The 26544-nt window shown below is 63.8% G+C and carries 25 protein-coding genes; all 25 read right to left on the reverse strand.

Translation table 11 applies throughout. From position 1 onward, the window contains the following. Nucleotides 1-18 precede the first annotated feature (18 nt). Nucleotides 19-2415 carry a 3-hydroxyacyl-CoA dehydrogenase/enoyl-CoA hydratase family protein gene (locus P0M04_RS06425; protein WP_259448121.1) on the reverse strand — a complete coding sequence of 799 codons (2397 nt, stop codon included), beginning with the start codon at nucleotides 2413-2415 and terminating at the stop codon, nucleotides 19-21. A gap of 160 nt (nucleotides 2416-2575) precedes the next feature. Continuing rightward, nucleotides 2576-4366, reverse strand: a complete 1791-nt coding sequence (locus tag P0M04_RS06430; RefSeq protein ID WP_259448122.1) for an acyl-CoA dehydrogenase C-terminal domain-containing protein — start codon at nucleotides 4364-4366, stop codon at nucleotides 2576-2578. Between the two features lie 37 nt (nucleotides 4367-4403). After that, on the reverse strand, nucleotides 4404-5033 hold the full coding sequence (locus P0M04_RS06435) for a TetR/AcrR family transcriptional regulator (protein ID WP_105378908.1): 630 nt from the start codon (nucleotides 5031-5033) through the stop codon (nucleotides 4404-4406). A gap of 144 nt (nucleotides 5034-5177) precedes the next feature. Next, entirely contained in the window at nucleotides 5178-5561 is a 384-nt protein-coding gene (locus P0M04_RS06440) for an RNA-binding S4 domain-containing protein (protein ID WP_036236454.1), read from the reverse strand. A 12-nt stretch (nucleotides 5562-5573) separates the two neighbouring features. Then, on the reverse strand, nucleotides 5574-6734 hold the full coding sequence (clsB, locus tag P0M04_RS06445) for a cardiolipin synthase ClsB (protein ID WP_259448123.1): 1161 nt from the start codon (nucleotides 6732-6734) through the stop codon (nucleotides 5574-5576). 2 nt (nucleotides 6735-6736) lie between these two features. Continuing rightward, on the reverse strand, nucleotides 6737-7564 hold the full coding sequence (locus P0M04_RS06450) for an endonuclease/exonuclease/phosphatase family protein (RefSeq protein ID WP_259448124.1): 828 nt from the start codon (nucleotides 7562-7564) through the stop codon (nucleotides 6737-6739). Nucleotides 7565-7681: 117 nt separating this feature from the next. Next, a complete protein-coding gene (locus tag P0M04_RS06455; protein ID WP_091664145.1) occupies nucleotides 7682-7876 on the reverse strand; it encodes a hypothetical protein in 195 nt (64 codons plus the stop codon). Nucleotides 7877-8080: 204 nt separating this feature from the next. After that, a complete protein-coding gene (locus P0M04_RS06460) occupies nucleotides 8081-8821 on the reverse strand; it encodes an ATP-binding cassette domain-containing protein (RefSeq protein WP_259448125.1) in 741 nt (246 codons plus the stop codon). Nucleotides 8822-8827: 6 nt separating this feature from the next. After that, nucleotides 8828-9646 (reverse strand): aliphatic sulfonate ABC transporter permease SsuC, encoded by an 819-nt coding sequence (gene ssuC / locus P0M04_RS06465; RefSeq protein ID WP_259448126.1) that lies wholly within the window; start codon nucleotides 9644-9646, stop codon nucleotides 8828-8830. Further along, a complete protein-coding gene (gene ssuD / locus P0M04_RS06470) occupies nucleotides 9646-10797 on the reverse strand; it encodes an FMNH2-dependent alkanesulfonate monooxygenase (protein WP_259448127.1) in 1152 nt (383 codons plus the stop codon). The genes ssuC and ssuD overlap by 1 nt, the downstream gene beginning before the upstream one ends. A 3-nt stretch (nucleotides 10798-10800) precedes the next feature. Next, the gene (locus P0M04_RS06475) at nucleotides 10801-11802 is read right to left on the reverse strand and encodes a sulfonate ABC transporter substrate-binding protein (protein ID WP_259448128.1); all 1002 of its coding nucleotides are present in this window, start codon (nucleotides 11800-11802) and stop codon (nucleotides 10801-10803) included. Between the two features lie 27 nt (nucleotides 11803-11829). Beyond that, the gene (ssuE, locus tag P0M04_RS06480) at nucleotides 11830-12393 is read right to left on the reverse strand and encodes an NADPH-dependent FMN reductase (protein ID WP_259448129.1); all 564 of its coding nucleotides are present in this window, start codon (nucleotides 12391-12393) and stop codon (nucleotides 11830-11832) included. Nucleotides 12394-12525: 132 nt separating this feature from the next. Then, complete coding sequence (locus P0M04_RS06485) at nucleotides 12526-13434, reverse strand: ATP-binding protein (protein WP_281042383.1); 909 nt, start codon at nucleotides 13432-13434, stop codon at nucleotides 12526-12528. Continuing rightward, nucleotides 13359-14201, reverse strand: coding sequence for a PAS domain-containing protein (locus tag P0M04_RS06490; RefSeq protein WP_281042384.1), 843 nt, complete (start codon nucleotides 14199-14201; stop codon nucleotides 13359-13361). The genes P0M04_RS06485 and P0M04_RS06490 overlap by 76 nt, the downstream gene beginning before the upstream one ends. After that, on the reverse strand, nucleotides 14198-15484 hold the full coding sequence (locus P0M04_RS06495; RefSeq protein ID WP_259448131.1) for an HD-GYP domain-containing protein: 1287 nt from the start codon (nucleotides 15482-15484) through the stop codon (nucleotides 14198-14200). The genes P0M04_RS06490 and P0M04_RS06495 overlap by 4 nt, the downstream gene beginning before the upstream one ends. A gap of 109 nt (nucleotides 15485-15593) precedes the next feature. Continuing rightward, entirely contained in the window at nucleotides 15594-17270 is a 1677-nt protein-coding gene (locus P0M04_RS06500) for a diguanylate cyclase (protein ID WP_259448132.1), read from the reverse strand. A gap of 83 nt (nucleotides 17271-17353) precedes the next feature. Next, nucleotides 17354-17806, reverse strand: coding sequence for a dihydroneopterin triphosphate diphosphatase (gene nudB / locus P0M04_RS06505; protein WP_259448133.1), 453 nt, complete (start codon nucleotides 17804-17806; stop codon nucleotides 17354-17356). After that, a complete protein-coding gene (locus P0M04_RS06510; protein ID WP_259448134.1) occupies nucleotides 17807-19321 on the reverse strand; it encodes a hypothetical protein in 1515 nt (504 codons plus the stop codon). A gap of 151 nt (nucleotides 19322-19472) precedes the next feature. Then, nucleotides 19473-21266 carry an aspartate--tRNA ligase gene (gene aspS / locus P0M04_RS06515; protein WP_259448135.1) on the reverse strand — a complete coding sequence of 598 codons (1794 nt, stop codon included), beginning with the start codon at nucleotides 21264-21266 and terminating at the stop codon, nucleotides 19473-19475. 85 nt (nucleotides 21267-21351) lie between these two features. Continuing rightward, nucleotides 21352-21975: a DUF502 domain-containing protein gene (locus tag P0M04_RS06520; protein WP_259448136.1), complete on the reverse strand. Its 624-nt coding sequence runs from the start codon at nucleotides 21973-21975 to the stop codon at nucleotides 21352-21354. 77 nt (nucleotides 21976-22052) lie between these two features. After that, a complete protein-coding gene (locus P0M04_RS06525) occupies nucleotides 22053-22373 on the reverse strand; it encodes an FmdB family zinc ribbon protein (protein WP_259448137.1) in 321 nt (106 codons plus the stop codon). Nucleotides 22374-22652: 279 nt separating this feature from the next. After that, nucleotides 22653-23255, reverse strand: coding sequence for a methyltransferase domain-containing protein (locus P0M04_RS06530; protein ID WP_259448138.1), 603 nt, complete (start codon nucleotides 23253-23255; stop codon nucleotides 22653-22655). Further along, a complete protein-coding gene (ubiB, locus tag P0M04_RS06535; RefSeq protein WP_259448139.1) occupies nucleotides 23255-24823 on the reverse strand; it encodes a ubiquinone biosynthesis regulatory protein kinase UbiB in 1569 nt (522 codons plus the stop codon). Before ubiB ends, P0M04_RS06530 begins: the two co-directional genes overlap by 1 nt. Beyond that, the gene (locus P0M04_RS06540) at nucleotides 24823-25476 is read right to left on the reverse strand and encodes a ubiquinone biosynthesis accessory factor UbiJ (RefSeq protein WP_259448140.1); all 654 of its coding nucleotides are present in this window, start codon (nucleotides 25474-25476) and stop codon (nucleotides 24823-24825) included. Before P0M04_RS06540 ends, ubiB begins: the two co-directional genes overlap by 1 nt. A 112-nt stretch (nucleotides 25477-25588) precedes the next feature. Further along, nucleotides 25589-26536, reverse strand: coding sequence for a Tim44 domain-containing protein (locus tag P0M04_RS06545; protein ID WP_259448141.1), 948 nt, complete (start codon nucleotides 26534-26536; stop codon nucleotides 25589-25591). Nucleotides 26537-26544 lie beyond the last annotated feature (8 nt).

Consider the following 26544-nt stretch of genomic DNA (forward strand, 5'->3'; position numbering starts at 1 on the left):
CTTAGTGTCGCGCCGCGATCAGTTACGTACCGGTTTACCGTTTTGCATCATGCCCATGATGCGTTCCTGGGTCTTCGGATTGTTCAGCAGCGAGACGAATGCCTTGCGTTCCATGTCGAGCAGCCACTGCTCGGACACGACGCTGCCCTGGTCGATGTCGCCACCGGAGACGATCTCCGCGATCGTGTCGCCCAGCTGGTAGTCATAGGCCGAGATGAAGCCGCCGTCGCGCATGTTGACCAGCTGGCCGCGGATCGTGCCCCAGCCGTAGCGGCCGGTGACGGTGACCGGGCGGCGCAGCGGTGCGCGGTAGCCGGCGTCGAACATCGAGCGCGCGGTGACCTTCGCCACGTGCAGCAGTTCGTACGGGTTGAAGACGATGATGTCGTCGTCCTTCAGGTAGCCCATCGCCTTCGCTTCCAGGGCCGATTTCGACACCTGCGCGGTGGCCGCGTTGGTGAAGCCGGTCTTCAGGAATTGCAGGATGTCGTTGCCCTTGGCTTCGTTGGCCGCGCGCACTGCCGCTTCCTTCAGGCCGCCGCCGGCCGGCACCAGGCCGACGCCCACTTCCACGAGGCCGATGTACGACTCGATCGAGGCGACGCGCTTCGATGCGTGCAGCGCCATCTCGCAGCCGCCGCCCAGCGCCAGGCCCGCCACCGCGGCCACGACCGGGATGTTCGAGTATTTCATCGCCATGAACGTGTCCTGCAGTTCCTTGACGATCGGGTCCATCGCTTTCGCGCCGCCCGCCATGAAGGCCGGCAGGGCCGATTGCAGGTCGGCGCCGGCCGAGAACGCGCCGCCGTCGGCCGCATCGGTATTCCAGATCACGATGCCCTTGAAGCCCTTCTCGGCTTCGGCCAGCGCGCGCTGGATGCCCTTGATGACGCCGTCGCCGATCACGTGCATCTTCGTCTTCAGCGAGATGACCAGCACCTCGTCGCCCGAGTGCCACAGGCGCACGGAATCGTCCTCGAACACGGTGGTGCCGGCGGTCTTCGGATCATCGCCGCCCGCACCGACGACCGGCGCACGGAACTGCTGGCGCTCGTAGACCGGCAGGTCGGAACGCGGCACATAGGCGTTCTTCGTGACCGAGTACGAACCTTCAGGCGTGTGCACGCCCTTCTCCGCGACCGGCGCGCTGAACACCCATGCCGGCAGCGGTGCATCGGTCAGGGCCTTGCCCGCTTCGATGTCTTCCTTGACCCACTGGGCGATGGTGTTCCAGCCGGCGGCCTGCCACGTTTCGAACGGGCCGACGCTCCAGCCGAAGCCCCAGCGCATCGCGAAGTCCACGTCGCGCGCGTTGTCGGCGATCGAGTCCAGGTGGAACGCGATGTAGTGGAAGGCGTCGCGGAAGATCGCCCACAGGAACTGCGCCTGCGGGTTGGTCGATTCGCGCATCGCCTTGAATTTCTTGACCGGGTCCTTCTCTTTCAGGATGCGCGCGACGATGTCGGCCGCCTTGGCGCCGCCCGGCACGTATTCGCCGGTCGCGGTGTCCAGGCGCAGGATGTCCTTGCCGACCTTTTTATAGAAGCCGCCGCCCGTCTTCTGGCCCAGCGCGCCCTTTTCGATCAGCTTGGCCAGCACGTCCGGCGTCTTGTACACGCTGAAGAACGGGTCGTCCTGCAGGTTGTCCTGCATCGTCTTGATGACGTGGCCCATCGTGTCCAGGCCGACGACGTCCGCCGTGCGGAACGTGCCCGACTTGGCGCGGCCCAGCTTGGCACCGGTCAGGTCGTCGACGACGTCCACGGACAGGCCGAACTTCTCGGCTTCGTGGATCGTGGCCAGCATGCCGAAGATGCCGACGCGGTTGGCGATGAAGTTCGGCGTGTCTTTCGCACGCACGACGCCCTTGCCCAGCACGGACGTCAGGAAGGTCTCGAGCTGGTCGAGGATTGCCGGCTTCGTGGCGGCGGTCGGGATCAGTTCGACCAGGTGCATGTAGCGCGGCGGGTTGAAGAAGTGCACGCCGCAGAAGCGCGACTTCAGTTCGGCGTCGAAGCCTTCGGCCAGCTTCTCGATCGACAGGCCCGACGTGTTCGACGCGAAGATCGCGTTCGCGCCGATGTGCGGTGCGACCTTCTTGTACAGGTCGTGCTTCCAGTCCATGCGCTCGGCGATGGCTTCGATGATCAGGTCGCAGCCGGCCAGCACGTCGAGGTTGTCCTCGTAGTTGGCGGCTTCGATCAGCGCCGCGTCTTCCTTGTTGCCCAGCGGTGCCGGCGACAGTTTTTTGAGGTTCTCGATGGCCTTCAAAACGATACCGTTTTTCGGGCCTTCTTTTGCCGGCAGGTCGAACAGCACGACCGGGACCTTGGCGTTGACGCAGTGCGCAGCGATCTGCGCGCCCATCACGCCGGCGCCCAGCACGGCGACTTTCTTGACGATGAAATTAGTCATCTCTCGTAATCCTTAGTTAGGTCGTCGTTCCCGCGGAGGCGGGAACCCATGCTGAGCTTCGGAAACCGGTCGATTCGCCTTGATGCATGGCTTCCGAATTCGGTTCTTCAGTATGGGTCCCCGCTTTCGCGGGGACGACGGGTAGATTTGATGGTGCGATTTAGAACAGGTCTGCGTCCAGCGCCGTCAGGTTGCTTGCGCCCGAACGTGCCTGGCGGATCAGCATCGCGGTTTCCGGGTACAGGCGGGCGAAGTAGAAGCGTGCGGTCGCCAGTTTCGATTCGTAGAACTTGTCGCCCGAATCCTTCTTGGCCAGCGCGATCTTCGCCATCTGCGCGAAGAAGTACGAGAACACCATGTGGCCCACGACGCGCAGGTAAGGCACGGCGGCGGCACCCACTTCGTCCTGGTTCTGGAAGGCCTTCATGCCGATTTCCATCGTCAGCTTGCCGACCTTCTCGCCCAGTTCGCCCAGCGGGCTCACGAATTCGGCCATCTGCTCGTCCAGGCCGTTCTCTTCGACGAACGCCTTGACCTTCTCGCCGAACGCGCGCAGCTTGGCGCCGTTGTCCATCAGGATCTTACGACCCAGCAGGTCCAGCGACTGCACGGTGTTCGTGCCTTCGTAGATCATGTTGATGCGGGCGTCGCGCACGTACTGCTCCATGCCCCACTCGGCGATGTAGCCGTGGCCGCCGTACACCTGCATCGCTTCCGACGTGGCGATCCAGCCGTTGTCGGTGATGAAGGCCTTCACGATCGGGGTCAGGAGCGCGACTTCGCCGGCGGCTTCCTTGCGGACTTCTTCGTCCGGGTGGTTCAGTTCGCGGTCGATCTGCAGCGCGACGTACGACGTCAGGGCGCGCGCGCCTTCGGCATAAGCCTTGGCGGTCAGCAGCATGCGGCGCACGTCCGGGTGGACGATGATCGGGTCGGCCGGCTTGTCCGGTGCCTTCGGGCCCGACAGGCTGCGCATCTGGATGCGGTCTTTCGCATAGACCAGCGCGTTCTGGTACGCGACTTCGGTCAGGCCCAGCGACTGCATGCCGACGCCCAGGCGGGCGGCGTTCATGAACACGAACATCGCGTTCAGGCCCTTGTGCGGCTGGCCGATCAGCGTGCCGATGGCGCCGTCCAGGTTCATCTGGCAGGTCGAGTTGCCGTGGATGCCCATCTTCTCTTCGATGGCACCGCAGGTGATGCCGTTGCGGGCACCGACCGAACCGTCGGCGTTCGGCAGGAACTTCGGCACGAGGAACAGCGAGATGCCTTTCGAGCCTTCCGGTGCGTCCGGCAGGCGGGCCAGCACCAGGTGGACGATGTTTTCCGACATGTCGTGCTCGCCGGCCGAGATGAAGATCTTCGAGCCGGTGATGCTGTACGTGCCGTCGGCCTGCGGTTCGGCCTTCGTGCGCAGCAGGCCCAGGTCGGTGCCGCAGTGCGCTTCGGTCAGGCACATCGTGCCGGTCCATTCGCCCGAGACGAGCTTCGGCAGGTAGAACTTCTTCTGGTCGTCGGTGCCGTGTTCCTTCAGGCACTCGTACGCGCCGTGCGACAGGCCCGGGTACATGGTCCATGCCTGGTTCGAGGAGTTCAGCATCTCGTAGAACGAGTTGTTCAGCGAGACCGGCAGGCCCTGGCCGCCGTATTCGGGATCGCAGGCCAGTGCGGCCCAGCCGCCTTCCACGTACTGTTTATAGGCTTCCTTGAAACCCTTCGGCGTGGTGACGGCCTTGGTGGCGGCGTCGTAGTGGCAGCCTTCGCGGTCGCCGCTGTGATTCAGCGGGAACAGCACTTCCTGCGTGAATTTCGCGCCTTCTTCCAGCACCTGGTTGATGATGTCGGCGTCGATCTCCTGGTACGCCGGCAGGTTCTTGAATTCTTCGGTGACGTTGAGGAACTCGTGCAGAACGAACTGCATATCCCGAAGTGGCGCGACGTACTGACCCATGGTGTTCTCCTGACAGGTAAATATTTTGTGTGTTGAATTACTGAGCGCGGACGGTATCCGCCTGGCTGCTTTGCTTGTTGGGGTTGCGGTAATCTTCGACCAGGCGCGCGAAGCCGCGGTGTGCGCGGTCGACGGCGCCCGGGATGCGCAGGAAGCGCGCATCGTGGTGCACCGCCAGCACGAGGCCATACATCTCGTACACGAGTTGCTCCGGGTCGGTGCCCGGCTTCAGGTCGCCGCATTCGATCGCCTGTTGCGCGCAGCGCAGCAAGGCGCCCTGCCACGTGCGGACCATGGCGACGAGTTCTTCGCGGATCGGGCCCGGACGGTCGTCGTATTCGACGGCACCACTGATATAGATGCAGCCGGACGCGATCTCCACCGACACGCGCTTGAGCCAGTGGTTGAACATCGCTTGCAGGCGCGGCAGGCCGCGGGCTTCCTTCAGGCTGGGGAAGAAGACTTCCTGCTCGAAGCGGCGGTGGTACAGCTTGAGCACGTCGATCTGCAGGTCTTCGCGCGACCCGAAGTGCGCGAAGACGCCCGATTTGCTCATGTTCATGCGGTCGGCCAGCAGGCCGATCGTCAGGCCTTCCAGACCGTCGCGGCTGGCGAGCTCGAGCGCAACATCGAGGATGGCGGCCCGCGTCATCTCGCCCTTGCGCATGCTCATGCTTTTCGCTGTCGTATTAATAATATGCCTCGCGTAAGAGAGGATTTAATCTAGCCGAAAAAATCCGAACGCTCGTACTATTATCTACCAGCCGTGAAATGTCAAACGGGAACTTAGAGGCGACGTTCTAGTGTGTTGTCAGCCGCCCGCACGGGTGATGGCGCGGCGGTCGCGCTTGGTCGGGCGGCCCTTGATCGTGCTGCCCGGTTCGGGGAACAAACGGCGTGCTTCCTGGTCGTTTTCGCGGCGCACGATGCTCTCTTCCGTCTCGCGGTACAACGCCTGGGCGACAGGCGCCGGGCCCCGTTTGTCGGACAGGCCCAGCACGACCACTTCCCAGCGATTCGAACCGTTGTCGATGAAAATCTTATCATCGACCTTGACGGAGCGGGCGGGTTTGACGGGCTCGCCGCCGATCCGCACGCGGCCCCGGTCGACCGCATCCGCCGCCAGCGAGCGCGTCTTGAAGAAGCGCGCGGCCCACAGCCATTTGTCGATCCTTACGTTGTCATTGTCCGTCATAGCGTCTTTCCATCATGCGTAGCCGATCGCGACGACCCGCATGGTCATTTTATAGAGAAGATAGGCCATTTCGTGGCCGCAGCGGCGCACCCAACCAAGTTGCCGCAAATCATCCAGGCAGACCTGCACGCCATCGGCCACGCCCCGCTCGATCTGGCGGGCCAGCGTACCGGCAAATTGCGCATCGCGCACGACGACATTCGCTTCCTGGTTGACGAACAGCGACAGCCCGTCGCAATTGCTGGACCCGACCGTGGCCCAGTTGTCGTCCACGACGCAGACCTTCGCGTGCAACTGCGTCTTGCGGTATTCGACGATGCGGACGCCCGCCGCCAGCAACTGGGGGTAGAACGACGACGCGACAGCATCCTGCATGCGGAACTCGCCCACGCCGATCATGAGGCAGACGTCGACGCCGCGCCGCGCCGCCTGGCACAGTGCCTCACGGAACTTGCGGCCCGGCGCGAAATACGGCGTGGCCATCAGCACCCGCTTGCGCGCGCGGCCGATCGCCTGCAGGTAGGCGCGCTGGATCGTGCGGCGGTTGCGCAGGTTGTCGCGCACGACGAATGCCGCCCGCATTGGGTGGTCGCCCAGCGCGGCCGGCTGCTTGCGCATTTCCCGGAACAAATTAATCCGTCGAACGAGCGGCAAATGGCCCGCGCGCGTCCACTGAGCCTGCGCTTCGCGGTGGATTTCGGCGACGAGCGGCCCTTGCACGCGCACGGCGAAATCCCAGCGGGGTGCCGGCAGCGGCGCGTGCGGCTCGTAATCGTGCAGGTTGTCGTCGTTCGTGTTGATGCCGCCGACGAACGCGACCTGGCGGTCCATCACGGCGATCTTGCGGTGGCTGCGCGCGGCGCCGCGCTTGAACCACGGATTGAACATGCGGTAGTGCACGCAGGCCGCGCAGAATTCCTCTTTCAGCCGCAAGGCGACGCGGTTGCCGGTGCCGAACCAGTCGGCCAGCACGCGCACCTTGACGCCGCGCTTCGCAGCACGGATCAGTGCGTCGGTGACGGCGCGCGCCGTGTCGTCCTCGGCATAGATATAGGTCTCGTACAGGATCTCGTGCTTGGCCGAGTCGATGGCAGCCAGCAGCGCCGGGAAATAGGTGCTGCCACTTTCGAGGAGGGTAACGTCGTTGTTGGCTACATAGGTAACGGTGCGCATCGCTATGCCAGCTGCAGGTTGGCCACGATCGGTGCGTGGTCCGACAGGCGCGCCCACTGCGGGCCGTGCAGCACTTCGGCATGCTCGACCTTGAAGCCGCGCACATAGATCCGGTCGAGCCGGAACCAGGGTAGCGCGGCAGGAAATGTCCGCGCCGGCACCAGGCGTTTTTCGCGCCCGGCCGCATTGCGCACGATATCACCAATCCGCGCGCCGAGCCGCGCCGGCCGCTCCAGTTCATCGAATACCTCAACCACGCCCAGTTTCAGGCGCAGGCAATCGCTCAGGGTATTGCGCCAGTCGTTGAAGTCGCCGGCGATGATGACGGGCTCGTCCGCGCGTGCCGAGTCCTGCACGCACTGGACCAGCGCTTCGGTCTGGCGCCGGCGGCTTACTTCGAACAGGCCCAGGTGCACGACGTAGCAGTGGACGTTGCCGGACGGCGTCTCCAGCACGCAGTGCAGGATGCCGCGCTGTTCGTAGGCGTGGTCGGAGACGTCGTGGTTGTTCTGGTTCGAGATCGGAAAACCGGACAGCAGCGCATTGCCGTGGTGGCCGTGGTCGTACACGGCATTCATACCGTAGGCGGCATGCAGGTTTTCACCCGCAAAGAATTCGTGCTGGGCCTTCTCGGGCCAGTGGTGATGGGGAGTGCGTACCTTTTCGCCGTAGCGGGCCTGGTAGCGGTCGTGCCGGCCCTGCACCTCCTGCAGGAACACGACGTCCGCATCGAAGGCACCGATGGCTTTTTTCAGCGCCAACACGCGCGGCGTACTACGGAAGGAAGAGACGCCCTTGTGGATGTTGTAGGTCGCAACACGGATTTTCATGGGAACATTGTAACCCCATCAGTCCGTGCCTTTGCGGGGCGGGGAGCGCAATCGTGCGCCGGGTGAAAACGTGGAGCCCTCCCCGGCTTCTGGCCAGGAAGGGCCTTGGGGGACTGCTCAGGGGGCTACGGCGGCGTGCCTGAAATCGCCGTTCGGCAGAGGACGCGCTTCAGGTGGCATGACGGGGTCCCGGTAGACCGGGTTGGTGCGCAACGGACCCATCAGGCGGAGACCGCTCAATAGCTCGATGCACAGGTAATCGTTATCGACGCCAACGTCTTTGACCTTCTGCTCGTGTCTGCGTTCGCTCATGATTCCTCCCTTTGTTGGACATTGCTAAATTGAAAAGTCGCCAGAAACGACTTGTGGAACTTAATGAAATCATTTCTAGCTGTCAAACAAGCGATTGTATTGTGTGCATCAAATTTGAGTAAATTTAATTCCGTTTATACAATGAAGGGGAAACGCCCGATGTAACAATCGAGGACAATTGGTCATACCAAAGGTCGCAAATAATCACGATGCCTGATGGGTTTGCAGCACCCGATCCAGCACCTTTTGCTCCAACGCACCGAACTCCACGCTGCCCCGCGCGCGCGGCCGCGCCAGGCCGACGTCCAGGTCGAGCGCCAGCCGCCCCTGCTCGATCAGCAGGATGCGATCCGCCAGCACCACGGCTTCCTGCACGTCATGCGTAACGAGCACGGCCGTAAAGCCGCGCGCTGTCCACAGCGATTCGATCAGCTGCTGCATCTCGATGCGTGTGAGGGCGTCGAGCGCCCCGAGGGGCTCGTCCAGCAACAACAGCTGCGGTTCGTGCACGAGCGCGCGCGCCAGGGCCACGCGCTGGCGCTGGCCGCCGGACAGCGCGGCCGGCCAGTCGTCCGCACGATCCGGCAGGCCGACGCTCTGCAGCGCCGCACGGGCCCGCTCCTCGCCATCCTTCAGGCCCAGCGCCACGTTCTGCAGCACGGTCTTCCACGGCAGCAGGCGTGCGTCCTGGAACATCATGCGAACTTCAGGCTTCTGCCCGCCACCGCTGATTCTGACCTGGCCGGCGTCAGGAAGTTCCAGGCCCGCGATCGCGCGCAGCAACGTACTCTTGCCGCAGCCGCTGCGGCCCACGACGGCGACGAATTCGCCCGGCTCGATCTTGAGGTTGACGGCATCGAGCACGGTGCGGCCGGCATAGCGTTTGGTCAGGCTGCGCACGTCGAGGTGCGCACCCACCCGGATGTCTTGATTGTCTTTTGGCATGAAGGATCAGCGGTAGGCGGGATTCCAGCGCAGGAAGCGGCGTTCCAGGCCGCGCGCCGCCAGGTCGGCAGCCTTGCCCAGCAGGGCGTACAGCAGCACCCCGACCAGCACGACGTCGGTTTGCAGGAATTCGCGCGCATTCATCGTCATGTAGCCGATGCCGGCCTGCGCAGAGATGGTTTCGGCGACGATGAGAAGCACCCACACGAGACCCAGCGAGAAGCGCACGCCGACGAGGATCGAAGGCAGCGCGCCGGGCAGGATCACGTCGCGGTACAGGGCCCAGCCGGACAGGCCGTAGCTGCGCGCCATCTCGATCAGGCCGGCGTCCACCGAACGGATGCCATGGAATGTATTCAGGTAGACGGGGAAGAACACGCCCACGGACAGCAGGAACAGTTTCGCGGCCTCGTCGATGCCGAACCACAGGATCACGAGCGGGATCAGCGCCAGCGCCGGGATGTTGCGCACCATCTGCACCGTCGTGTCGAGCAGGGTGGCCGCGCGCCGGCTGCTGCCGTTCAGGAGGCCCAGCGCGAGGCCCAGCGCGGCGCCGAGGCCGAAGCCGGCCGCCGCGCGCCACAGGCTTACGCGCAGATGCGTCCACAGCTCGCCGGACACGGCCAGGTCACCGAACGCTTTCGCGACGGCCAGCGGCTCGGGCAGGATGCGCGTCGACAGCAGGCCGGTGCGCGACGCGGCCTGCCATGCGACGATCAACAGGACCGGCAGCGCCCACGGCGCCAGCGGCGCGAGCAGGCGTGCAAGCGACGCGCCGCCGCGCGGCTGCGCGGACGCCGGGAGGGTCCGGACCGCGCGCTGCATCACGCCACCTTCTTCGGCAGGATGTCGACGGCCATCACCTCGCCGAACGGACCGGTAATGGAATGCTCGCCGTGCTCCTTGCCTTTGCCGAGCAGCGGGAACACGAGTTCCGCGAAGCGGTACGACTCTTCCAGGTGCGGGTAGCCGGACAGGATGAACGTCTCGATGCCGAGGTCCTGGTACTCGCGCATGCGCGCGGCCACCGTTTCGGGATCGCCCACGAGCGCCGTGCCCGCGCCGCCGCGCACGAGGCCCACGCCGGCCCAAAGGTTGGGCGACACTTCCAGCTTGTCGCGCCGGCCGCCGTGCAGGGCGGCCATGCGGCGCTGGCCCACCGAATCCATCTTCGCGAACGCCGCCTGGGCCTTGGCGATGGTGGCGTCGTCCAGATGGCTGATCAACTTGTCCGCCGCAGCCCACGCTTCCTCGTTCGTCTCGCGCACGATCACGTGCAGGCGGATGCCGAATTTCACCGTGCGGCCGTGCTTCGCGGCGCGCGCGCGGATGTCGGCGATCTTCGCGGCCACGGCGGCCGGCGGCTCGCCCCAGGTCAGGTAGACATCCATCTGTTCGGCGGCCAGTTCGTGCGCCGCGTCCGACGAGCCGCCGAAGTACAGCGGCGGATACGGCTTCTGTACGGGCGGATAGAGCGTGCGCGCGCCTTTCACCGTCAGGTGCTTGCCCGAGAAGTGATAGCCCTCGTCGCCGCCCTCCCCGGCCAGCGCGGCGCGCCAGATGCGGATGAATTCATCCGAGATCTCGTAGCGCGTCTCGTGGTCGGCAAAGACGCCGTCCGCTTCCAGCTCCGCCTGGTCGCCGCCCGTGACGACGTTGATCAGGAGGCGGCCGTTGGACAGGCGGTCGAACGTCGACGCCATGCGCACGGAGAGGCCCGGCGTCGACAGGCCGGGACGGATCGCGACGAGGAATTTCAGCTTGCGCGTGGCGTGGATCAGCGACGACGCGACGACCCACGCATCCTCGCACGAGCGCCCGGTGGGCAGCAGCACGCCGTCGTAGCCGAGCGTGTCGGCCGCCACGGCGATCTGGCGCGTGTAGTCGGCGTCGACGGGGCGGGCCCCCTTGCTGGTGCCGAGATAGCGGCTGTCGCCGTGGGTCGGGATGAACCAGAAAACGTTCGGCGTACTCATTGCTTATTCCTTCGCGAGCAGGTTGGCGGGCGGCTGCGCATCGCGCACGACGATCGGTTTCGGGATCAATTTGAGGCTGTGGAACGTGTCCGCGATCTTCTGCTGCGCGGCCAGCACGTCCGGGGTCACCGTGCGCACGCCGTACGCGTAGCGCCGCGCCGCGAGGGCCACGACGTCCACGGGCAGGCCCGTCTGCGCCGCGAGGATGGTCGCGACTTCCTGCTGGTGCGTGCGGCCCCATTCGTCGACCTTGGCCAGTTCGTCGATCACGGTGCGCACGACGTCGCCATACTGCTCGGCGAACGGGCGCGCGGCCACGTAGAACTGGTGGTTGGCGGCGAGCCCCTTGCCATCGGCGAGCACGCGCGCGCCCAGCTGCTTCTCGGCCGCGGCCAGGAACGGGTCCCAGATCACCCAGGCGTCCACGGCGCCGCGCTCGAACGCGGCGCGCGCCTCGGCTGGCGGCAGGTACACGGTCTGGATGGCGCGGTAATCGACGCCGGCCTTTTCCAGCGCCTTCACGAGCAGGTAGTGCACGTTCGAGCCCTTGTTGAGCGCGACCTTTTTCCCTTTCAGTTCCGTCACGCTGCGTAGTAGGGAATTCTTCGGCACGACGATCGCCTCGGAGTCCGGCGACGGCGGCTCGTTGCCGACGTAGACCAGGTTCGCGCCCGCGGCCTGGGCGAAGATCGGCGGCGCTTCGCCGACCGTGCCGAAGTCGATGCTGCCCACGTTCAGGCCTTCGAGCAGCGCGGGGCCGGCCGGGAACTCGGTCCATTTGACCGTGATGTTCTTCTCGGCCAGGCGCTTTTCCAGCGTGCCGCGGCCCTTCAGCAGCGTGAGCGTGCCGTATTTCTGGTAGCCGATGCGCACCTCGCGCGGCGCGCCCGCGGCCTGGGCCTGCGGCAGATCGGCGAACGGGGCGGCGACGGCTGCCGCAAACAACAGGCCGAGCGTACGACGGCGCTGGCCGCGCCGCGTGCCGGCATCGAATGAATCGGTCATGGGGGGTGATCCTTTTTATCGTGATGGTCAGGCGGCGACGGCGAGCACGTGGGCGGCCGGTGTAATGCGCTGCAAGTCGTCGTGCAGCTGCGCGACGCCGGCGGCAATGCGCACGGCGATGGCCGGCGCCGGGCGCAGGCCCAGCTCCGGATCCCACGGCAGCTGCTCCGACGTCGCGAAGATGCTGGGCAGGATGTGGCGCGGCGCGAGCGAGGCGAGCACGGGGCGCAGCGCGTAATCGAGCGCCAGCATGTGCGACTGGCTGCCGCCGGTGGCCAGCGGCAGCACGAGCTTGTCCGCCAGGCCGTCCTGCGGCAGCAGGTCGAGGAACGCTTTCAATACGCCGCTGAAGGACGCTTTATAGACAGGGGTGCCGATGACGATCGCATCGGCGTCGCGCACGCGGGCGACGGCGTCCGCGATGGCCGGGTCCCTGACGTCGGCGCGCAGCAGCGCCAGCGCGGGCAGCTCGCGCACCTGCAGCGCGCCCGTGCGATGGCCCAGCGCGGCCAGGCGTTCACCCACCAGTTGCTGCAGGCGCCATGTCGTCGAGGGAGAGGATGGGCTTCCGCCCAGCAGGAGAACAGTCATGGTCGTTCCGGGTCGATGAGATGGACACAGGCTACTGCTGCCCTCATCGATGCGGAACGAATGCTTTTACGTTTTGATATGCCGTTTTCGTTAAAAGATTTCGCGCATATGAAACTGCGGGAACTGCGGCGGCTAGATGACGACGCCCGCCTCGGGCACCGGCCGGAAGCGCGGCAGGACGACGCGGAAGCGGGTGCCCACGCCCACTTCGCTGTGCACCTCGAAGCGGCCGCCGTGCTTCTGCACGATCCCGTACGACAGCGACAGGCCGAGGCCGGTGCCTTTACCCACCGGCTTGGTCGTGAAGAAGGGCTCGAAGATGCGCCCCAGCCGGTCCTCGGGGATGCCGGTGCCGGTGTCCTCCACTTCGATCCACACGTGCTTCTCGTCGTGGGCCGTGCGCAGGGTGATGCGGCCGTGCTTCTCGATCGCATGCGCCGCATTGACCAGCAGGTTCATGAAGACCTGGTTCAGTTGCGACGGGTAGCACTCGATCTGCGGGATGCTTCCGTACTCCTTGGTCACCTCGGCCTTGTACTTGATCTCGTTCCAGACCACGTTCAAGGTGCTGTTCAGGCCCGCTTCGAGGTCGGCGTACTGCAGGTCGCCGCCGTCGACGTGCGAGAAATCCTTCATGTCCTGCACGATGCGGCGCACACGGTCGATGCCGTCGAGCGATTCGCGCAGCAGCGGCTCCAGGTCCTCGCGCAGGTACTCGGCGTCGACTTCGTCCTTCACCCGTGCGATGTCGGCACGGTCTTCGGGGCTGAACGATCCTTCCAGCGCCGCGTAGCTGTCGAGCAGCCGGAGCATGCCTTGCGCATATCGCTGCAGGCTGCCCAGGTTCGAATTGACGAAGCCGATCGGATTGTTGATCTCGTGCGCGACGCCGGCCGCCAGCACGCCGATCGACGCCATCTTCTCCGACTGCAGCAGCTGGCTCTGGGCCTCGCCCAGCTTCTTGATCAGCTCCGCCTGGCGCGCCTTTTCCTTTTCCAGGGTCGCATTCGCTTCCTGCAGGTCGCGGGTGCGTTCGCGCACCTTCGATTCGAGCTGGTCGCGCGACTCGCGCAGCGCTTCCTCGGCCCGGTGGCGCTCGGTGACGTCGGTGTAGCCGAACACCCGCCCGATGATGCGCTCGCCCAGGAACTGGGGCGCGAGCGGCATTCGAAGAAGCGGCCGTTCGTCAGGCGGAACAGGTCCTGGGTCTCGGTCGTATCGGCCACCTGCCGCAGCCGGGTGCGGATCAGGTCGCCCTGCTCCACCTGGCCCGCGATGTATTCGATGATGCCGTCGTCGTCGCCCGCCTCCAGCAGCGCGGCCGGGATGCCCCACATCGCCGAGAACAGCCGGTTCATGCTCGTGATCTTGCCATGCCAGTCGATCACGAGGATGCCGTCCGCGGTGGATTCCAGCGTCGTGCGCAACTGGGCCAGGGTCTGTTCGAGCAGGGCCTCGACCTGGCGCTCATGGCGGCAGTCCTGCGCGCGCACGAGCAGCAGCGGGCGGTCGCCTTCGTGGATCACGCGCACGGACTTCATCACCGTCAGCATCGACGCATCGGCGCGCAGGTACTCGCCTTCCTGCGCCTCGACGTCGAGATACTGGCCGCCGCGCACGTCCTCCCAATAGAACACGTCCTGCAGCGAGCTTTCGATGTCGGTGATGACCATGTCGCGCAACTGCGCGGCCGCGTAACCGAGCGTCTGTTCGACCATGCGGTTGGCGACGAGGATGCGCAGGTCGGCCGGATCGACCAGCATCATCATGTGCGGACTGTGGTCGACCATCTGCTGGTGCAGGTTCATGGCTGGCTCCTCCGCGCCGGATCGCCGGCGTCGAAGTAGTAGCTGACGCGCTTGCGCGGGCTGAGGTAGTTGTAGATGTCCTTGGGCACCTGCGACGGGCGGATCGACTTCACGATGTTCAGGTCCGGCTGCGTATCGAGGTTGACGACGATCGCCTCCTCGCGCGGCACGCTGGCCTCGTAGATCATGACCTGCGGCCTGGTCGGCTTGGCGGTGTTGACGTTGACGCACATGCCGACGACGCCGTTGGCCAGCTGGACGATCGTGCCCGGCGGGTACACGCCGAGGCAGCGGATGAACACCTGCAGCAGCTTCGGGTCGAACCGGCTGCGCATCTTGGCGAACATCAGCGACAGGGCCTCGTGCGGCGTGAGCGATTCGGCCGGATTGCGCGGATTGCACAATTCGTCGTAATGGTTCGCGATCGCGACGATACGCGCGAGGATGTTGATCGCCTCCCCCTGCAGGTGGCGCGGATAGCCGCTGCCGTCGAACATCTCGTGGTGGTCGCGGATGATGGCCAGCGCCGGTGCCGCGAGGCCCAGCTTCTGGGCGATCTCGAAACCGCCGTGGCTGTGCGTTTCGACCAGCGCCTGCTCGGCGTGGTTATACGCATCGAGCTTGTTCAGCACCTTGTCGGGAATATTCTTCGTCCCGACGTCGTGGAACAGCGCGCCCATGCCCAGCACGCTCGCCACCTCGTGCGGCAGCTTGATGTCGCGCGCGATCATCATCGACAGCATCGTGACGTTGAGCGAGTGGACATAGATTTCCTCGCCGCCCAGCTTGTCGCCCATCAGGTTGATCGCCAGCTCGGGCGCGGACAGGATCGAATCCGTGATCTGGCCGATCAGCTTGCCGGCCACGCGGACCGTCTCGGCCGGCTGGGAAAACAGGTTGCGGTCGATGTCGCGGATGGCACGCGCCGTGTTCACGAACGCCTGCTCGACACGCGCCGCGTTCTCGCGCTGTTCGCGGATGCGTTCCATCATCTCCCGTTTCGCCGCCATGACCGGCGACTCGGCACGCGACTCCGGCGACACCGCTGCCGGGACGGGCTGCGCCGGCGCGGACGCCGCTGCCGCCGTGGGCACCGGCACGTCGCTGAGCGCGGGATCGACGCGGACCGTGGCCAGGCCCAGGCCGCGCAGGATGCGCAGCTGGTCCTCGGTCTTGACCTTGAAATGGCTGAACGCGAACGGATGCTGGAACCATTTCAGGTCCAGGTAGACATACAGGCCGATCTGGACCTGGTCGATTGGGATGGTGACTGTATCGGCCATGAATATGCGCCTCCTTCAAGACCGAAAGTATCAATTCCCAGCCATTTCGGTCAAGAAACATTTGTTGCCATGTGGAATTGATGACACAATCCCGGCGGCGCCGCCACAATCAGGCCCCCGTCACCACCCGGTTGCGGCCCTGCTGCTTGGCACGGTACAGCGCCTTGTCGGCCGCCCAGAACAGCGCCTCGGCATCCTGGGCATGGGCCGGATAAGCCGCGACGCCGAACGACGCCGTCACGCGTTCCGGTCCCTCGCCCTGGGGATGCGGCGCGATGGCGGCCAGCGCGATGCGGATCGCCTCCGCGCGCGTGCCCGCGTCCGCCGCCGCGCATTCCGGAAGCAAGAGTACCATCTCCTCGCCGCCGTAGCGGCACGCGATGTCGCCTTCGCGGATGCCCAGACGGAGCTGTTGCGCGATGGTGCGCAGCACGGCGTCGCCGACGGCGTGGCCGTAGTCGTCGTTGACACGTTTGAAATGGTCGATGTCGACCAGCACGAGACTGACGGGCACGTTCTTGCGGCGCGCCCGGGCCAGTTCGCGTTTCAGCGCGGCGTCGAAATGGCGCCGGTTGAACAGGCCCGTGAGCGGATCGAGCACCGACTGGCGGCGCAGCGATTCGCGCAGGCGCGCATTGCCCAGCGCCAGCGCGAGCTGCTCGGCGACCGTCACCGCGAGGCGCTCCTGTTCTTCGTAGTCCGCCCCGGCGGCGAGGCCCTCGAGGTGCAGCATGCCGACCAGTTCATCGTGCGTCACGAGCGGAACGCACAGGCGCCCGGAGGCCTCATCCGCCGGCTTGCGGTAGTGTGCGCACGGCAGGTCGTTGGGGCCCGCCGTGCGGTAGCGTGCCCCATGGCGCAGCGACCAGCACGACTCGATCCCGATCTCGGGCGGCTGTTCGGACGGCGTGCCCCATTGCGTATGCAGGTCCAGCATGTGGTCGTCCTCGTCGCGCAGCAGGAACAGCGTGCCGGACACGCCGGGCAAGAGTTTCGGCAGCGAGCGCGCGATCACGGGTGCCGCGTCGGGGACCGACGGCACGGCCTCCACGGCGCGCAGCAGTTCGGCGACCTGCTTCAGTTCGCGGTTGTGGCGCGTCGTCAGGGCGACGGCCTCCGCGAGCTGGCCGGCCTGCGCTTCCAGCTGCCCGGCGATGACGCGGCGCGCGCGCAGCATGCGCATCACGATCAGCAGGAGCGCCCCCAGCACCAGGATATCGAAGACGGTGGCGGCGACGCTCACGACGAACGACCGGTTCGAACGGGCCAGCAGGTCGGCCTGCAGAGCGTCGTGCCGCACCCTGCTCCGCGCATCCTCTTCGGCGACCAGGCGGCGCAGGTCGTCCATGTACTGCTTGCCGCGCAGGGTGCTGACGGCGCGCTCCGTCGCGTCGAACCCCGCACGGCGGCGGAGCTGGATGATCTCCTCGACTTCGGCCAGCTTCAGTTCGGCCAAGCGCGCGATGCGCCACGCGGTGGCGCGCTCGGCATCCGTGCGCGCCTTGTCCTTCGCGTCGCGCAGCGCCGCGGGCAGCGTGCCCCGGATCCGTTCGTACGGTTCGAGGAAAACATCGTTGCCGGTGATGACGAAGCCGCGCTGCGCCGTCTCGGCGTCGCGCATGGCGGTCAGGATGTCATCGAGGCGCTGCTGCGCGAGCAGTTCGGCGCGCGATTGCGCCAGCAGATCGTTGACGGAGCGGTTCAGCCAGAACGGCACCGCCGCGATCAGGACCATGACGATGAAGACGGCCAGGGCGACGAACTTCAGATGTCTTGCGCTGCGCATGCGGGGGTGATCGGGACTCGGTTGCTATAAGGCAAGGCAAAATAGCACAGTTTCCGCCGCGCACGGTTGAAATGGACGATTGTTTACTTGTCGCCCACGTGACGGGGTAATTGCAGGATCGCTTCCGCGTTCGACGCAGAGAAGCACCGATCTGCCGCTTCCAACAACGGCAGCCATGCATATTGCAAGTGCTCGCGCGGCGCGAGGGTGATCGGGATGTCGCGCGGGACGCAGACGGAGAACACGTGTTCCGTGTTGTGGGTGACGCCGGGCGCGTAGCGGTGGCGCCAGGTCTGGTAGATCTCGTAGATGTTCGACAGATGCCAGTCGACGAGGACGATCTTGTCGCCGTCGGCGACAATGCCCGTTTCCTCGAACAGTTCGCGCGTGGCCGTTTCCAGCAGCGGTTCGTCGGGATGGTCGAGGGACCCGGTGACGGATTGCCAGAAGCCGGGTCGGTCGGCGCGTTCGATCAGGAGCACGTCCAGGTCGGCGGTGTGGATAACGACAAGGACCGATTGGGGAATCTTATGCAATTAATTTATCCTAACAGGATTGACATGTACTATACATTCATCGTTCGGGATAAATTCTACATCAACCTGTCCAGATTGATTCTCAACAATTTTTACGGCCTTCATAGCCGAATAGTCGAGAAGAATTAGTGGAAGCGCGAATTGACTACCAAAAATATTTATCAGCGACCCAAATTGTTGCTGCAATTGAAGTGGAGCATATTCACCAAGAATCTTCTCCCTATAGTCAGCTGCCCCTGAGGGGAGTGCTTCGAATGTTACCGTTATTCCCCCTACCTTCCTTCCTTTCCGCTTTGGCAGCTCGACAAACACATTATAAAGATATTCGATTTCCTTTATCTGATCGCCTGAGATTCGCAAACCGTCGACAAAGTTTACATCTACGCCAAGAAATTTCAACACGCCCCTCGCATTGCGTATATATCGTAGCATCGCAAATATTGACTGAGCATCTGACGCTTTTATAAATTCCGCGCTCTCGCCTTTTATTACCTCATCCCCATCCACCTCAAGTATTACCCGAACAGGAGCTCCGCTTGCAGCAGCCTCATAGAATTTATATATTCGAGAAAAAAATGGAAGCTGAGATAGCAGCTTACCACTCCACAGCGAATAATGATGCTCCAATGTTACCGTAGATTTTTTCCTTGTATCCTGAGTAAAGTCTACGGTCATCTTAAACGTAAGGTAACCTTCAAATGTGTCACCAACGAACGTTACTGATTTCGCACCACCTATCAAAAATCCCTTGACGTCGTCGAGCAATACACGTGTCGCGTCGTCATCGCCGATAGACAACTTGCAAACCGCAACCTTCTTCTTTGCAGTTTCAATAACAAGATTGCCATTACAGCCGTTATGTAGATCAAAAAGGGGCGAACCTGTTAAGCGTATCGCAGCCGAGTCAATTTCCAGTGCAGTTCCGTGTTCGATTAGGTCAGTGTACTTCTTTTGAAATTCTTCACCAAAATGTTCGATTACTGTAGCTTGACATATGACATCCTGCCAAGCAGAGAATGTGTAGATTGTTTGACCGGATTTGAATTCAACATCAACACCAAATCGCGGATCTATCCGCTTTAATTCTTCTGCAGATAATCGACAAATTTCCCCTACGGCGCTAGGTATGCTCTTTTTAGCGATACCCCCCATAACAACTGCCTTTAAAGCATCGTGTGTTCTTCGCGGTATCGGACTGACTCCCAACTCATCAAGCGCATCCTGCTCAGCCTGCGCTTTCCATGACTTCAAAAGCCCAACGGTATATTTCGCCTCATCCCTATCGATTAAAGTAGAGCAATTAACGCAGAGCCAAATTGCGTTTAGTATCGATTTGCGTTCATCAGGAGATTGATTTTCGTCATATCTCGGCCCTCCCTTCGAGGCAGCAGCAATATGAGCCGCAATCCCAATGCAATTTGCGCCCGCTGGAGACAGAGTTGGGCCAGAAGTGGATACTCTGCATTCAGGATTAGAGCAATGCCCGTTAACTCGCCTCTCGAGTTTCGAGATCACAGGCTTTGGAAAATTGTCTCGCCCAGTCTTCATCTCATCAAATAAAAACTAAAAATACAAATTACCGAAACTGCAAAGCTAACCACTCAACAAAAAAGGGCTCCCGTTAACCCATAACAGGAGCCCTTTATAATTCACGTCTTTGGATTGATTACGCCACTTTCGGCTCGTTACGCAGGCGGATATGCAGCTCTTTCAGCTGCTTCTCGTCGACTTCCGACGGCGCGTTGGTCAGCAGATCCTGCGCGCGCTGCGTCTTCGGGAACGCGATCACGTCGCGGATCGACTCGGAGCCGGTCATCAGCGTGATCAGGCGGTCCAGGCCGAACGCCAGGCCGCCGTGCGGCGGGGCGCCGTATTGCAGGGCGTCGAGCAGGAAACCGAACTTCAGCTGCGCTTCTTCCGCATCGATCTTCAGCGCGCGGAACACCTTGCTCTGGACTTCTTCGCGGTGGATACGGATCGAGCCGCCGCCCAGTTCCCAGCCGTTCAGGACCATGTCGTAGGCCTTGGCGATGCAGGCGCCCGGGTTCGTCTCGAGCATGTCTTCGTGGCCGTCCTTCGGTGCCGTGAACGGGTGGTGCGTCGCGTTCCAGCGGTCGCCGTCTTCGTCGTACTCGAACATCGGGAAGTCGATGACCCACAGCGGCGCCCAGACGTCGTCGAACAGGCCGGCCTTCTTGCCGAATTCCGAGTGGCCGATCTTCACGCGCAGCGCGCCCATCGAGTCGTTCACGACCTTGGCTTTATCGGCACCGAAGAAGATCAGGTCGCCGTCTTCGGCGCCGGTCAGTTCCAGCACCTTGGCCAGGACGTCGTCCGAGATGTTTTTCACGATCGGCGATTGCAGGCCGTCGCGGCCCTTGGCCTTCTCGTTGACCTTGATGTAGGCGAGGCCCTTGGCGCCGTAGATGCCGACGAATTGCGTGTACGCGTCGATTTCCGAACGCGGCATCGAACCGCCCTGCGGCACGCGCAGGCCGATGACGCGGCCGCCCGCCATGTTGGCGGCGTTGTTGAAGACCTTGAATTCGACGGTCTTCATCAGCTCCGTCAGTTCGGTGAACTGCAGTTTCACGCGCATGTCCGGCTTGTCCGAGCCGTAGGAGCCCATGGCGGTGGCGAAGTCCATCACCGGGAACGGATTCGGCAGGTCGATGCCGGCGGCGTTCTTGAAGACCACGCGCATCATGTCTTCGAACAGGTCACGGATTTCCTGCTCGGTCAGGAACGACGTTTCGCAGTCGATCTGGGTGAATTCCGGCTGGCGGTCGGCGCGCAGGTCTTCGTCGCGGAAGCACTTGGTGATCTGGTAGTAGCGGTCGAAGTTGGCGACCATCAGCAGCTGCTTGAACAGCTGCGGCGACTGCGGCAGCGCGAAGAAGTTGCCCGGGTTGACGCGCGACGGCACCAGGTAGTCGCGCGCGCCTTCCGGCGTGGACTTGGTCAGCATCGGGGTCTCGATGTCGATGAAGCCCAGGTTGTCCAGGTACTTGCGCACTTCCATCGACACCTTGTAGCGCAGTCGCAGGTTGTGCTGCATCTGCTGGCGGCGCAGGTCGAGCACGCGGTGCGTCAGGCGCGTGGTTTCCGACAGGTTGTCGTCGTCCAGCTGGAACGGGACCGGCACCGAAGCGTTCAGCACTTCCAGCCTGGTGGTGTTGATCTCGATCTTGCCCGACTTCAGGTTGGCGTTGGCAGTGCCCTCCAGGCGGTTCACGACGGTACCCGTCACGCGCAGGCAGTACTCGTTGCGCACGTGCTCGGCGACCTTGAAGACCTCCGCATTGTCGGGGTGGCAGACGACCTGCACGAGACCTTCGCGATCGCGCAGGTCGATGAAGATCACGCCGCCGTGGTCGCGACGACGGTGCACCCAGCCGCACAGGCTGACGGTTTGGCCCAGCAGCTCTTCGGTCACGAGGCCGCAGTAGTGAGTACGCATGGAGGACATAGTTTTTCGATCCTGGTTGGTTGATTCGGTGGGCCTGCTCTTGGCCGGCCCTGGATTCTTTGCTGCCTTGTTGGTTCTATTCCGCGGTGGCGGCGGCCTGCGCCTCTGCGACCGCGTCGGCCGGCGCCGCCGGCGCCACGACGCCCATCGAGACGATGTACTTGAGGGCCGCGTCGACCGTCATGTCCAGCTCGACGACGCGGCTCCGTTCCATCATCAGGAAAAAGCCGGACGTCGGGTTGGGCGTGGTCGGCACGTACACGCTCACGTACTCGCCCACCAGGTGATTCTTGACGTCGCCGCCCGGCACGCCGGTCAGGAAGGCGATCGTGTACGAATTCTCGTGCGGGTACGGGATCAGCACGGCCTTGCGGAACGCGTTGCCCGAGGACGAGAACAGCGTGTCCGACACCTGCTTGACGCTGCCGTACACCGAATTCACGACGGGGATGCGCTGCAGCAGCCGCTCCCACATGCGCACGAACCATTTGCCGACCAGGTTATTGGTCAGCACGCCGGTCAGGAACACGATCGCCAGCGTGATGATGGCGCCCAGGCCCGGGATGTAGGTGCGCGGCTGCCACTCGCTCGGCACGAGTACGAGCGACTGGTCCAGCGTGCTGATCACGAAGTTCAGCACCCAGGCGGTGATCGCCAGGGGAACCAGGACCAGCGCGCCTGTGATGAAATATTTACGCATCGATTGTCGTGACGGATCTCGTCCGATGATTTGTCGGGTGCTCATTATGCGCCGGCCGCGATGGGCCGGCGCCGCGGTCAGGTACTGCTGCTGTCCTTCGCCGGCGCGGCGGCGGGCGCCGATGCGGGCGACGCGTCGGTGCTGCCCGCGCTGCTTGTGCCGCCCGTGCTACCGTCGGACGACGTCGCTGGTGCCGTGCCGGTTGCCGGCGCAGAGCCACCGCGGAAGTCGGTCACGTACCAGCCGGTACCTTTCAACTGGAAACCGGCGGCGGTGACTTGCTTCTTGAACGATGACTTGCCGCACGACGGGCAAACGGTCAGAACCGGATCGGAAATCTTTTGCAGCACATCCTTGGCAAAACCGCATTCATCGCAGCGGTAGGCGTAAATCGGCATCTGAATACTCCGCAAAAATCATCAAAACCCTGAATTATAAAGCTTTTACGGAGCAGATGGACGCCTGGCCGACTTGCTGCACTGTGGAAACAGTGTTGTTTTTCGTCAGCGCACGATTGGTTCTGTTTGCCGAACATCAACTTAACTGATTAAATAGCATTCTTAGCAGCAATGCTGCGCAAGGATTAAGAAACAGAAGTTTGCGCGACCGGCTTCCGGCCCGCCGCAATACCGAAGAAAAGCACTTCAAATCGGGGCCCGCTTGCGGGCCCTTTTCTTTTATCGGCGTTGCCAGATCATCCAGCGTTCCTTGCCGGCGAACACGGGAATCGAATCCTCGACGGCCTCATCGGCCACGCACTCGAACGCGGGCTTCAACAAGCCATCCAGTTCCTCACGCGTGATGCCGAACGGCGGCCCCTTCGGCGCCTCGTCGAAATAAAAATAACCGGCCAGCAGACCACCCTGCCCCAGCAGCTCCGCCCAGCGCCGTGCCATGTCCGGTCGTCGTGCATGCGGCAACGCGCACAGGAACGCCTGCTCGTAGACGAGGTCCAGCGGCTTCTCCGGTGCATACGCAAAGAAATCGGCTTGCCGGATGCGGTCCGCCCACGGCCCGGCCAGCGCGCGGGCGCGGGCGACGGCTTCGGGCGAGAAATCGATGGCGGTAGCGTCCCAGCCGGCCTCGCACATCAGTTTCAGTTCGTGCGCGGAGCCGCAGCCCGGCACCAGCACGACGCGTGGCTGAGAAGAGGCCACGAACCGACGCAACGCCAGCGACACCCCGCCCCGCTCCCACGGCGTGAAACTGCGCTCAAAGCGCTCGTCCCAGAATTGCGGCGACAGCGGATCGCGGCTGGCGAAATCCGGTGCCAAGGCCATTACAGGCCCCAGTTCCAGTGGTCCGCGAGATGCATGCCGACGACGAGCACGGCCAGCACGCCCGTCACGCACGCGACGAACATCAAGAGACGGTTCGTGCGGCGCTGCTCGACCAGCAGCATGGCCATGACGGCGTCCTGGTCGATCTCGCGATGCGCATGCCTTTCCAGCACCTGGTGCGCCAGGCGCGGCAGTTGCGGAAAGATCGCCGCGTAACGGGGCGCCTCGTCGCGCAAGTGGTCGACAAAGGCGCGCCAGCCGACCTGCTCGGCCATCCAGCGCTCCAGGTACGGTTTCGCGGTCTTCCACAGGTCGAGGTCCGGGTCGAGCTGGCGGCCCAGGCCTTCGATGTTCAGCATCGTCTTCTGCAACAGCACGAGTTGCGGCTGCACTTCGACGTTGAAGCGGCGCGACGTCTGGAACAGGCGCAGCAGCACCTGACCGAAGGAAATGTCTTTCAGGGGACGGTCGAAGATCGGCTCGCACGTGGCGCGCACGGCGGCTTCCAGTTCGTCGACGCGGGTCTCGCGCGGCGCCCAGCCCGATTCGATGTGCGCCTCGGCCACGCGCTTGTAGTCGCGACGGAAGAACGCGAGGAAGTTCTGCGACAGGTAGTCCTTGTCGAAATCGTTCAGCGTGCCGACGATGCCGAAGTCCAGCGCGATGTAGCGCCCGAACGTGTCAGGATCGATCGACACGAGGATATTACCCGGGTGCATGTCCGCGTGAAAAAACCCGTCGCGGAAGACTTGCGTGAAGAAGATTTCGACGCCATCGCTGGACAATTTCTTGAGGTCGACGCCGGCCGCGACGAGACGGTCCGTCTGCGAGATCGGGATGCCGTTCATGCGCTCCATCACGATCACGCTGCTGGAGCAATAGTCCCAGTACATCTCCGGCACCATCAGCAAATCGGAATTCGCAAAATTGCGGCGCAGCTGGCTCGCATTGGCGGCCTCGCGCATCAGGTCGAGCTCGTCGTGCAGGTATTTATCGAACTCGGCCACGACCTCGCGCGGCTTCAAGCGGCGGCTGTCGGCCCACACCTTTTCGATGAGACTGGCGGCCATCTGCATCAGGGCAATGTCTTCGTCGATCGTGGTCTTCATGCCCGGACGCAGCACTTTCACCGCGACCTGCTTACCATTCTTGAGCTCGGCAAAGTGCACCTGGGCGATCGATGCGGATGCGACCGGCGTGCGCTCGAACGAAGCGAACAATGTCTCGGGTGAGGCGCCGAGGGACCGCGTGATCTGGGCGACGGCCAGGTCGGAAGGGAACGGCGGCACGCGGTCCTGCAACAGCGACAGCTCGGCCACGATGTCCGGCGGCATCAGGTCGGGCCGGGTCGACAGCACCTGGCCGAATTTCACGAAGATCGGGCCCAGCTCTTCCAGCGCGAGACGCAGGCGGATCGCGCGCGGCGACGTGATGCGGCGCCAGAAGAAGACGGTATTGATCAGGCGGGCGGTGCGGGGTACGTGCAGGCCGGAAATCGCGATCTCGTCCAGGCCATATTTGACGATGACGGTGAAGATCTTCAGCAGGCGCAGGAATTTCAGGATCATCAGTGGTCCGAAGGCGTGTCAGGGGTCGTCGGAACGGGAGCGATGCTGCGTGCAGCGAGCTTCTGCTCCAGTTTGGCGATGCGCTTGGCCGTGCGCTCGACGTCGTCGCGCAGGCGGCCGACGTCGTCGGCGAAATGATCGACAGTGGCCGGGCGCACGAGCACGCGGCGTTCTTCCAGCAGGAATTCGGCGACGTTTTCCGCGAGCCGGCGTCCGGCCGTGGCCGCGCCCGTCATCGCGGAACGCGCGCCGCCGGCCAGGCACACGGCGCCGATCGGCCCGACCACCCGCTCGAGGTCGTGCTCGGCATCCCAGCGCAGGCCCTTGGACAATTGCGAGATCGTGTTGGCGAACTCGGCATCACCCTCGATGCGTACGTACGAAAACGCGCGGTCGCGGTTCTGCAGGATCAGCGGCAGGTCGGACAGCTTGACGTGGATGGTGACGCTGGCCGCGTCGTCGACGCCCGCCGTCTCGAGCATGCCGTCGCGCGCCACGCGCATGCGCAGGGCGAGATGTCCGGTATCGATGACGGCGGTCTTGCCGGCATGGCGCATCAACGCGTCGCGCGCCCATGCTTCCTGTGCCAGCAGGTGGTTGATCGTCGCTACGGCCGGGGCCGAGGGCGACAGGAAAGAGGGAGTCGAAGACATGACGTGTTTGGTGTTCACAAAATAAAACCGCCCGGCATAGGTCGGGCGGTTTCGATCTTACCAGTTCACCAGAGCATAAACCCCGGAGCACGGAACTTTTCTTGCGAAAATTTTAAGTGATCTGCTGAATGCCCGCCAGGACCCAGCCGCCATTGCCGGCCAGCGGCTTCGCCAGGTTCCAGACTTCGACGAACGGTTCCGGCGCCGCGCCCGGCGCGTTGCGGATCATGCCGTTGAACTGGACGCTCGCCAGGTAATCGCGGTCGGTCGTCTCGATGCCCAGCAGCTGCGAATCGATGCTGACGACTTCCGTATAGTCCGGCTGGCCGCCCCGCTCCTGGATCTGCAGCGACAGTTCGGCGTACACCTCGGGCGACGTGAATTCGCGCAGGTCGGCCAGGTCGCCGCGGTCCCAGGCCGCTTGCATGCGGATGAACGAGGACCTGGCGTGGCGCAGGAACGCTTCCGTGTCGAACCCGGCCGGCACGCCCCACTGCTCGTGCGCGGGCGCGGCCTTGTCGAGGGACGGCGCGTTCGAGAAGCCCGACTGGAAGCCGCCCTGGTTGCCGGCATAGGCATTGTTCAGGCCGGAACCGATTTCAGGCGTGGCCGAGGCCGGCACGGGATTCTGGTTAAAACCCGTAAAAGTCGGGTTGGCCGGCGTGTCCTTGCGGCGGAACATGCGGATGATGAACATCACGGCGAACACGAGCAGCAGGATCATCAGGATCGACGACAGGGCGCTGGCCATCGCGCCGCCGATGCCGAAGTGCGAGAACAGCGCGCCCAGGCCGAGTCCCAGCAACGCCCCGCCCAGCACGCCTTTCCACATGCTCGGCCGCTTCTGCGGCACCTGGGCCGGCGCCATCGGGGCCGGAGCCGGACGCTGGTACGACGGCTGCTGGGCAGGCGTGGGAGCCGGTGCCGGCGCCGGAGCACGCATGCGGCTCACGGACTGCGACTGGCGGCCGAAGGAACGGCCACCGCCGACCGGGCGCGCATCGGCGACGCTGGACAGCGTCATCAGCGCGATCATCATGCTGGCCAAAAACTTTTTCATCAGCTCAC

Source organism: Telluria mixta (genome assembly GCF_029223865.1).
Classification (GTDB): domain Bacteria; phylum Pseudomonadota; class Gammaproteobacteria; order Burkholderiales; family Burkholderiaceae_D; genus Telluria; species Telluria mixta.

Coding starts and splice junctions, on each gene's coding strand:
- P0M04_RS06540 (WP_259448140.1), bottom strand. CDS start 25,476: ATGTCTTCGACTCCCTCTTTCCTGTCGCCCTCGGCCCCGGCCGTAGCG.
- ssuD (WP_259448127.1), bottom strand. CDS start 10,797: ATGAGTACGCCGAACGTTTTCTGGTTCATCCCGACCCACGGCGACAGC.
- P0M04_RS06430 (WP_259448122.1), bottom strand. CDS start 4,366: ATGGGTCAGTACGTCGCGCCACTTCGGGATATGCAGTTCGTTCTGCAC.
- P0M04_RS06425 (WP_259448121.1), bottom strand. CDS start 2,415: ATGACTAATTTCATCGTCAAGAAAGTCGCCGTGCTGGGCGCCGGCGTG.
- P0M04_RS06490 (WP_281042384.1), bottom strand. CDS start 14,201: ATGAACCTGCACCAGCAGATGGTCGACCACAGTCCGCACATGATGATG.
- P0M04_RS06440 (WP_036236454.1), bottom strand. CDS start 5,561: ATGACGGACAATGACAACGTAAGGATCGACAAATGGCTGTGGGCCGCG.
- P0M04_RS06520 (WP_259448136.1), bottom strand. CDS start 21,975: ATGCGTAAATATTTCATCACAGGCGCGCTGGTCCTGGTTCCCCTGGCG.
- P0M04_RS06530 (WP_259448138.1), bottom strand. CDS start 23,255: ATGGCCTTGGCACCGGATTTCGCCAGCCGCGATCCGCTGTCGCCGCAA.
- ssuE (WP_259448129.1), bottom strand. CDS start 12,393: ATGACTGTTCTCCTGCTGGGCGGAAGCCCATCCTCTCCCTCGACGACA.
- P0M04_RS06475 (WP_259448128.1), bottom strand. CDS start 11,802: ATGACCGATTCATTCGATGCCGGCACGCGGCGCGGCCAGCGCCGTCGT.
- clsB (WP_259448123.1), bottom strand. CDS start 6,734: ATGCGCACCGTTACCTATGTAGCCAACAACGACGTTACCCTCCTCGAA.
- ssuC (WP_259448126.1), bottom strand. CDS start 9,646: ATGCAGCGCGCGGTCCGGACCCTCCCGGCGTCCGCGCAGCCGCGCGGC.
- P0M04_RS06460 (WP_259448125.1), bottom strand. CDS start 8,821: ATGCCAAAAGACAATCAAGACATCCGGGTGGGTGCGCACCTCGACGTG.
- P0M04_RS06455 (WP_091664145.1), bottom strand. CDS start 7,876: ATGAGCGAACGCAGACACGAGCAGAAGGTCAAAGACGTTGGCGTCGAT.
- ubiB (WP_259448139.1), bottom strand. CDS start 24,823: ATGATCCTGAAATTCCTGCGCCTGCTGAAGATCTTCACCGTCATCGTC.
- P0M04_RS06525 (WP_259448137.1), bottom strand. CDS start 22,373: ATGCCGATTTACGCCTACCGCTGCGATGAATGCGGTTTTGCCAAGGAT.
- aspS (WP_259448135.1), bottom strand. CDS start 21,266: ATGCGTACTCACTACTGCGGCCTCGTGACCGAAGAGCTGCTGGGCCAA.
- P0M04_RS06545 (WP_259448141.1), bottom strand. CDS start 26,536: ATGAAAAAGTTTTTGGCCAGCATGATGATCGCGCTGATGACGCTGTCC.
- P0M04_RS06435 (WP_105378908.1), bottom strand. CDS start 5,033: ATGCGCAAGGGCGAGATGACGCGGGCCGCCATCCTCGATGTTGCGCTC.
- P0M04_RS06495 (WP_259448131.1), bottom strand. CDS start 15,484: ATGGCCGATACAGTCACCATCCCAATCGACCAGGTCCAGATCGGCCTG.
- P0M04_RS06450 (WP_259448124.1), bottom strand. CDS start 7,564: ATGAAAATCCGTGTTGCGACCTACAACATCCACAAGGGCGTCTCTTCC.
- P0M04_RS06500 (WP_259448132.1), bottom strand. CDS start 17,270: ATGCGCAGCGCAAGACATCTGAAGTTCGTCGCCCTGGCCGTCTTCATC.